This window comes from Staphylococcus rostri (genome assembly GCF_002902145.1).
Lineage (GTDB): Bacteria > Bacillota > Bacilli > Staphylococcales > Staphylococcaceae > Staphylococcus > Staphylococcus rostri.
On sequence record NZ_PPRF01000152.1, the window covers coordinates 1,463 to 2,275 of the forward strand.

Annotated in this window: 1 protein-coding gene; it reads left to right on the forward strand. The window is 30.6% G+C overall.

Annotation, left to right across the window (positions count from 1 at the left end; genetic code table 11):
- Positions 1-813: CDP-glycerol glycerophosphotransferase family protein (locus CD122_RS11575; RefSeq protein WP_206167775.1), on the forward strand; the 813-nt coding region annotated here is incomplete at both ends.

Genomic DNA, 813 nt, shown 5'->3' on the forward strand with positions numbered 1-813 from the left:
GTCACTTTTGATAAAAGAGTGCCTGAAGCCTATAGAATTAATCCTAGAAGTAGTGAGTTTTTCAATTATTTCTACAGGTCTAAAATTGTAATTGGTGAATCATGGATTCCAGCGGCATTTAGGAAGAAAAAAGGGCAAACATGGATCCAGTTATGGCATGGTACACCGTTTAAGAAGATGCTATTCGATTCTAATGAGTCAACGATGCTCACTTTAAATCTAGGGCATAAAGTTAAAATGAAGAATGATATATCAAGATGGGATTATTTAATTGCAGACTCTGAGATTGCAAAACAGAAATTTAATACATCATTTGATATTCCAAAAGATAGAGTAATTGTATCTGGTTACCCTAGAAATGAATGGTTAAAAGAAAACCAGGATAATGATGCATTAATCAAAGCAATTAAGGTAAAGAATAATTTGCCTCTTGATAAAAAAATTATACTCTATGCACCTACGTGGAGAGATTACAATTACAAGAAAGTTGAAAGTAAAAAGGATAAACATTATATTATGGAGTTCCCCAAATTTTTACATCAAATAGGTAATGATTATTGTATCATTAATAAGGCACATTCAATGGATACACAACCTCCATGGAACAATGGGATTGCACAAGTCTTTACAGTTAATAACAAGGTTGAAACGCAGGAATTACTGTTGGTTTCTGATGTTATTGTAACTGATTATTCATCAATATATTTTGATGCAATTCATATTAATAAGCCATTCTATTTCTTATTTAAAGATTTACCAAAATTCAACGTCTCTAGAGGATTATATTCAGATATGTATAAACATATTTTGAAA